At 71.8% G+C, this 6,938-nt stretch carries 4 protein-coding genes; 2 read left to right on the top strand and 2 right to left on the bottom strand.

All coding sequences use genetic code 11. The features are described from left to right. Positions 1-29: 29 nt before the first annotated feature. The gene (locus SS2_RS10700; protein ID WP_066463845.1) at positions 30-1,598 is read right to left on the bottom strand and encodes a phage tail sheath family protein; all 1,569 of its coding nucleotides are present in this window, start codon (positions 1,596-1,598) and stop codon (positions 30-32) included. A gap of 326 nt (positions 1,599-1,924) precedes the next feature. On the opposite strand from SS2_RS10700, the gene SS2_RS10695 reads away from it, so the two are divergent. After that, a complete protein-coding gene (locus SS2_RS10695; protein WP_066463843.1) occupies positions 1,925-4,654 on the top strand; it encodes a LuxR C-terminal-related transcriptional regulator in 2,730 nt (909 codons plus the stop codon). A 7-nt stretch (positions 4,655-4,661) separates the two neighbouring features. Here SS2_RS10695 and SS2_RS10690 read toward each other — a convergent pair whose 3' ends face one another. Continuing rightward, complete coding sequence (locus SS2_RS10690) at positions 4,662-5,579, bottom strand: DUF4349 domain-containing protein (protein ID WP_066463842.1); 918 nt, start codon at positions 5,577-5,579, stop codon at positions 4,662-4,664. A gap of 187 nt (positions 5,580-5,766) precedes the next feature. On the opposite strand from SS2_RS10690, the gene SS2_RS10685 reads away from it, so the two are divergent. Continuing rightward, the gene (locus tag SS2_RS10685) at positions 5,767-6,930 is read left to right on the top strand and encodes an ROK family protein (RefSeq protein WP_066463841.1); all 1,164 of its coding nucleotides are present in this window, start codon (positions 5,767-5,769) and stop codon (positions 6,928-6,930) included. Positions 6,931-6,938 lie beyond the last annotated feature (8 nt).

Genomic DNA, 6,938 nt, shown 5'->3' with positions numbered 1-6,938 from the left:
GGGCGCCTGGCGGCGCCCGCACGGGTGGATCAGTTGCCGGTCTGCTTGTTCTGGCTGATCCGGAAGACGACGAACTCAGCCGGCTTGACCGGGGCGATGCCGACCTCGACGACGAGCTTGCCCGCGTCCACCGACTCCGGCGGGTTGGTGGTGGCGTCGCAGTTGACGAAGAACGCCTGGCTCGCCGAGGCGCCGAACAGCGCGCCCTGCTGCCACAGCCCGTGCAGGTAGCCGGTGAGCGTGCGGATGACGCCTTCCCAGAGCTTGACGTCGTTGGGCTCGAAGACGGCCCACTGCGTGCCCTCGAGGATCGTCGACTCGATCATGTTGAACAACCGACGGACGTTGATGTACTGCCAGTCGGTGTCGGAGGCCAGGGTGCGAGCGCCCCAGATGCGGATGCCGCGCGTGCCGAAGGGGCGGATCGCGTTGATGCCCAGCGGGTTGAGCAGCGACTGCTCGTTCTGGGTGATGGTGCGCTCGACGTCGAGCACCCCGCGGATGGTGTCGTTGGCCGGGGCCTTCCACACCCCGCGGGTGTCGTCGGTCCGCGCCCACACGCCCGCGACGTGCCCGGACGGCGGGATGAGCACCTCAGCCTGCGAGCTGCCCGGGACCGGGTTCTCGACCTTGATCCACGGGTAGTACAGGGTGGCGAAGGCGGAGTCGTACTGCGCCGTCTCGCTGCGCCACTCCTTGACCTGCTGGGCGCTGAAGCCGGGAGGGGCGTCGAGGATGGCCATGCGGTTGGGGTGCAGCTCGCAGTGCGCGATGAGCGCGGTCTGCACGGCCTTCCACAGGTCGAGGTCGAGGGTGCCGTCCTCGCGGGTGGCAGCAGTGACGAGGTCGGGGACCGCCACGATGGTGACGTCCTCGGCGATCGCCAGCCCGTTGATGCCGGTGCGCGCGCTCTCCGAGCCGGCGAACTTGCGGCCGTTGACGGGGACCGAGACGGGGGCCGCCTTCTCCAGGGAGTAGACGCCGGGCTTGAGGATCTCGAGCTGGCTCGACAGGTCGGTCGTGTCCTCGAGCGTGACGGTGACCTTGACCTTGGTCGACGTCTTGTTGATGACCGTGGCGGCGTCGGCGGGCCCGCCGATGGTCAGGCCCGGGAAGGACTCGACGGCGTCGTCGCCCTCGAGGACGGTGATGGTGAAGGGCGAGGGGCCCTCGGTGTCGTCGGTCGACTCGTCGTTGGTGACGGCGACGCGGATGTTCGCGTCGGGCTCGATGCTCTCGATGGCCAGGGGCAGGCCGAGGGCGCGGTCGATGGCCGGCAGCGACAGGCGAGCGGGCTCGCCGGCAGGCTTGGCGTTGGGGATGCGCACGATGTACGCGAGGTTCCCTCCGTTGAGGAAGAAGCCGTAGACCGACAGCGGCAGCACGGCGCCCTCGACGAAGCCGCCGTACAGGGCCTCGTACTGGGTCCAGCTCGTGACCAGGCGCGGGGCGAGGCCCTCGGGGTCGCTCGCGTCGTCGAAGGGCGCCCGCTCGGTGAAGCCGACGAAGGCGGCTACGGCCGTGGGAGCGGACGAGAGGACCTTCTGGGACGACGGCACTTCTTCGATGTAGACGCCGGGGGCGGTGTAGGTAGGCACAGAGCTCTTCCTCTTCCTGTTTGATGAACCGCCCCGGATCTCGTGCTCGGAGACGGATCGTCTCGGGCACGTGGCTGGGGCACGCTTGGTGGTCACAGTAGGAGCGAGCTCGGTGGGCAGACATCGGTAGTCGCTACGCAGTTTTCCCGGGCACTGCCCGCAGCCGCGGTTCGAGGCGGAGCCGGGGTGCGGCGTGCGCGGGTGAAAAACTCCGCGCAAGGTCTTTGGGCCCTTGTTGGCCCACTATTCTCAGACCGGCGTCCCTGCCACCCCTCGACCCAGCGCTCAAGCCGAGGTCGGACTGAACCTTCGAGGACCTGACCCAGATGACGAAAGGCATAGACGCCCAGTGGCGCCGCACCGTCTCGGTGCGCCCTGCGACCTCCGTCGTGCGGCTGCGTGAGACGGTCGTCCCGCGGACCGCGGGCCTAGCCCAGATCGAGGCCGCGCTGCGTGCCGGGCGCAGTGTGCTGGTCGTCGGTGACGTCGGCGTCGGCAAGACGCACCTGGTCGACTCCTTCGCTGCCTCGGATGCCTTCTACGAGACCGCCTCCGCCCGTCCGCTCACCCATCGCGCCGAGGTCCCAGCTCCCGGGACGCCGGTGTGGATCAGCGTCGGCGCCAGCCGTGACCGCACCGCCACGCCGCTGGGAGCGCTCCTCGACGTGCTGCCGGACATCCAGGTCGACGTCACCGCGCCCATCGGGACCGTGCGCGGGCTCGTGCTCGCCGCGCTGCGGTCCATGGGTGCCGGCCGCGCGCTCGTCGTGCGGGTCGACGACGCCCACCTGCTCGACGATCTCAGTGCGCGGGTGCTCGCGGTCCTGGCCCGTCAGGAGGAGATCCAGCTGGTCGCGACGATGCAGACCTTCGCCGCCGGACGCAGCCCGTGGTTCGAGCTGTGGAAGGACGCGGTCGCGGACCGGGTCGACCTCGCGCCTTTCACCCGTGACGAGGTCGCCCTGTGGCTGCGGGGCAGCCTGGGCGGGGAGGTTGCCGCCGAGGCCCTGCGCCAGGTGTGGGAGGTGTGTGCCGGGAACCCGTTCCACATGAGCGAGGTGGTCGGTAGCGCGGTGGCCAGCGGGACGCTGCGTCAGGAGTCCGACGTCTGGATCTGGTCCGGGGTGGTGCCGCTGAGCACCAAGGTCATCGAGCTGGTCCAGCACGAGATCGCCCACGTCAGCCCGCAGGGTCGGCGTGCTCTCGACCTGGTGTCCATCTCCCGGGGCCTGGTCCGGGACGTGCTCGAGCGGATCGTCCCCGCACCCGTCATCGACGCGCTGCTGGACGAGGGTCTCATCACGATCCGCTACCGGGACAGCCGCCCGGACCGGGCCGGCCACGGCTCGTCCCCCGACCAGGGGACGCGGACGCCGTACCTGGAGTGCGCACCCCTGTTCTCCCGGGTCTTGTTCGAGACGGCGTCGGTCGCCCAGCGCCGCGAGATCCTCACGACGCTGCGGGCGGTCGCCGGTGACGAGGCGGAGCAGACCGGGCTCGCGCTGGTCACCTCCGTCGGCGCCTCCCTGGACTGCGGTCTCCCGGAGCCTGCGGCCCGGATCCTCGGTGCGCTGCGCGCGGGCCTGGTGGCCGGCCGGGTCGTGGAGGTGGAGCAGATCGCCACCAGCGCGCTCGCGGTGCTTCCGGCGCCGGACCCTGTCAGGCTCGATGTGCTCGTGGCGCGTGCGCAGGCCTGGCGCTTCCTCGACCAGCCGGCGCGCGCGCTGCTGGACGTCTCCCGGCTGCGTGAGGAGCTGGCGGCGGCCGACATCGACGACGAGACCTACGCCCAGCACCTGCTCGAGGCGGTCGAGATCGTCATGGCGATCGAGCAGTACCACCACGACGACGCCGCGGCCGCGCTGCACGCTCTCGCCGTCGCCGAACGTCAGCTCACGGCACGGCTCGGGTCCCCCCTTCCTGCGGAGCCGGCGCTGAGGATCGCCGTGGCCCGGCTGATCGCCCTGGGCTGTGACGGGCGGTTCAACGAGTGCCGCGACGAGGCGATGGCCCTGGTCAGCGGACCCGACGCGGCCTCGCCGCACATCCTCCCGCTCATGCCGCTGCTCATCGTCGACCTCGTCGAGACCGGGCGCATGCTGGCCGCGCAGGAGATCGTCCAGCGTCACCTCGGGGTCGCGGCAGCGCACGCTGGGACGCACCCGTGGGCCGTGGCAGAGATCCTCAGCGCCGGGTTCATCGGTCTCATCGGTTTGGGTGACGTCGCGGCCGCCGAGGGCGTGGTCGCGATGCTGAGCATGGACGAGGGCTCGTTCACCAGCGACCCCACCACCGGTCACGTGACCCGGGGTGGCCTCGCCAGCCTGCGCGGACGGTGGTCCGACGGGCGGGCGGAGCTGCGCGCCGCGAACGTGCAGTTCGCCGCCTCCGACGTCATCGGGCTGGCAGCCATGACCTTGGTCTCCGAGGGCCTCATGGCGATCGCCTCGGGTGACACCACCGCCGGCCGCGAGCTGCTCGCCCGCGCGGACGCCTCACCCCGGCGCATGTACAGCGCCTACATGCAGGCCGAGATCCGCTGCCTGCGTCTGCAGGCCCACTCCTGGCTGCGCTCACCCGACCTGTACGACCAGGCGATCGACCTGGCCGACTGGGCCGCTGACCGCGGGCTGGCGCGGGTCGAGCTCGACGCGCTGCACCTGGCGGTGTTCGCCCTGCACGCCGACGGGCGGCTGGCAGCGGGGGAGGACCTCCTCGAGCGTGCTCACGCGGTCGCGAGCCACGTCGACGGCCGACGCGGGCAGGCCCAGCTCGCGCACGTGGTCGCGATGTTCTCCCGGGACCAGGACCTCATCCTCGTGGCCAACCGCGAGCTGGGTGAGCGCGGGGTGTGGCTGCCGCTGAGCCAGCCGCCGGTGGCGCTGACCCGTCGGGAGAAGGAGATCGCCGGTCTCGCCGCCGGCGGCCTGAGCAGCAAGGAGATCGCTGACCGCCTGTTCCTGTCGGTGCGCACGGTCGACTCTCACCTCTCGAGGATCTTCGCCAAGGCCGGCGTCCGCAGCCGCCGCGAGCTCGCTGCGGTCCTGCACACCTGACCGCGTCTCAGGCCGTCGGCGAGGGCGACACCGCGGGCGCCGGACGCGCCCGGCGTCGCACCCACCGGACGACGAGGTAGCCGGCCCCGGCCAGGACCAGCCACGGCAGCGCCGTCCCCAGCGCCAGCACGACGACGTCGAGGGTGGCGGTCAGGGCGTCCCAGCCGTTCTGCAGACCGCCGAAGAACCCGGCCGGCGCGGCCTCGGGGATGGTCGGCGAGGTGGTCAGCGCGATGGTCAGGGTGGTCAGTGCGATCTTGTCGTCGAGTCGAGCCTGCTGGGCCTGGAGGGCTTCCAGGTCGCTCTGGCGCTCGGTGAGCGTCGCCTCGGCCTCGAGCAGGGCGGTGGTCGAGGCTGCCTCCCCCACGAAGGTCTCCAGCCGGTCGACCGAGACCTGCAGCGCCTCGATGCGCGCGGCGATGTCGGTGACCTCCATGGACGCGTCGGTCGAGGTGACGGTGGTGTTCTCCACGGTCCCCAGCGTGCCCAGGGAGGCGAGGGTCGAGGTGAGCTGGTCTGCGGGGACCCGGACGGTCAGGTGGGCCCAGGGCTGCTGGTCGCGCTCGGGAGAGGGTGCCACCTCCTCGCGCTCGGTGACCCGTCCGCCGCTGGCCTCTACGAGCTCGCTCACCGCGAGCGCCGCCTCGATCGGGTCGCTGACGACCACCCCGACGCTGGCGGTGGTGATCATCGCTGCTGCGGGACCGGTGGAGACGGTGGAGACGGTCCGGCTGGAGGCGGTGCCGTCCACCGCCTCGCCGGCCAGGCTCTCGCCACCATCGGCGGACATCGCGGAGTCGGCGGTCCCCATGTCTGACGCCTGGGAGCAGGCGGCCAGCAGCGTGGCTGCGGCGACGACCGCGGCGGCACGTGCCCACCACGGGCGCGAGCGAGGGGTACGGGTGCGGGTGACGTGGGTAGGCATGGACCGAGGCTAGAGGGCGGAAGGAGTGTTTGGTCCGTCCTGGACCCAACTGTGACCATTTCGTGAGCCGCGCGTGATCGCGGGGGCCGCTGCCGCCCCGCGCTGGCCGCCTCACCTGTCACAGCAGCCCCACCTGCGCGGGCGCTACCGGTTGACACGGCGCAGGTGCAAGGTTCCACTTGCTCACATGAAGCAGCACAACGGGGGTGCGCAAGACGCCTGGCAGGGCGTCTCCGCTCCGTTGCGACCGTTGGCCAAGGCTTTGCCTGAGCATGCCCGTGCGCACAACCGCTCCCTGGTCCTGCAGCACCTCTTCCACGAGGGCGCCACGTCCCGGGCGGACCTGGCCCGGGTGACCGGTCTCAACCGGGTGACCGCCTCGGACCTCGTGGCCGTCCTGCTCGCCGAAGGGCTGGTCACCGAGCTCGGGGCGCACCACCAGGGCAAGGTCGGCAAGCCGGCCATCCTCGTGGCGATGCGCACTGCGGCTTTCCAGATCGTCACGGTCGACGTGGCGACCGGGCGCACGGTGCGCGGGCGCCTCGTCGACCTGCGCGGGCACCTCCTGCGCGAGGCGGAGGTTGACACCGGGGGGCGCTCGGGCGCAGCCCTGACGGCGCTGGTCGTCCGGTTCGTGCGCAGGCTGCTCTCCCTGGCCTCCGCCCCGGTGATCGGGGTGGGCGTGGCCGCGCCCGGGATCGTCGACGCCGCCGGTGTGGTGGTGGAGTCACCCAGCCGTGGCTGGTTCGGGGTGCCGCTCGCCGACGAGCTCACCCGGGCGCTCGGGGTGCCGGTCTTCGTGGCCAACGACGCCAACGCTGCCGTGCTGTGCGAGTACACCTTCGGCGGGGCGGGCGGAGCCGGTCTCATGGTCCTGCTCGTGGCCGAGGGGGTGGGTGCTGGTCTCATGCTCGACGGCGCCCGGGTACGCGGCAACAGCGACGGCGCGGGTGAGATCGGCCACGTCCGGGTGGTCGAGGAGGGCGGGCTCAGCTGCTCCTGCGGGCGGTTCGGCTGCCTGGAGACGGTGCTGTCCGTCCGTGCGCTCGAAGACCGCCTGGCAGGGCTGGACGAGGAGGCCGTCCAGGAGACCCTCTCCCAGGTCGGGACGCAGCTGGGGATCGCTCTCGCGCCCGTGGTCAGTGTGCTCAACCTCGCCGAGGTGGTGCTCAGCGGACCCCGTTCGCTGCTCGCCGGCACGGTGCGTGAGCGGGCCGAGCGGGAGGTCCAGGAGCGCACGATGCCTGCCATCGGACGCGGCTTTCGCATCCGGATGGCGGCCCGCAGCGGGGACGACATCCAGGCCGGCGCGGCGGTCCTGGTGCTGTCTCGACGGTTGGGCGTGTCGTGACCTCGCAC

The sequence above is a fragment of the Sanguibacter suarezii NBRC 16159 genome, assembly GCF_001552735.1.
GTDB classification, from domain to species: Bacteria; Actinomycetota; Actinomycetes; order Actinomycetales; family Cellulomonadaceae; genus Sanguibacter; species Sanguibacter suarezii.
The sequence above is the reverse complement of the archived record's forward strand: the minus strand, read 5'-3'. Positions and strand labels throughout refer to the sequence as shown.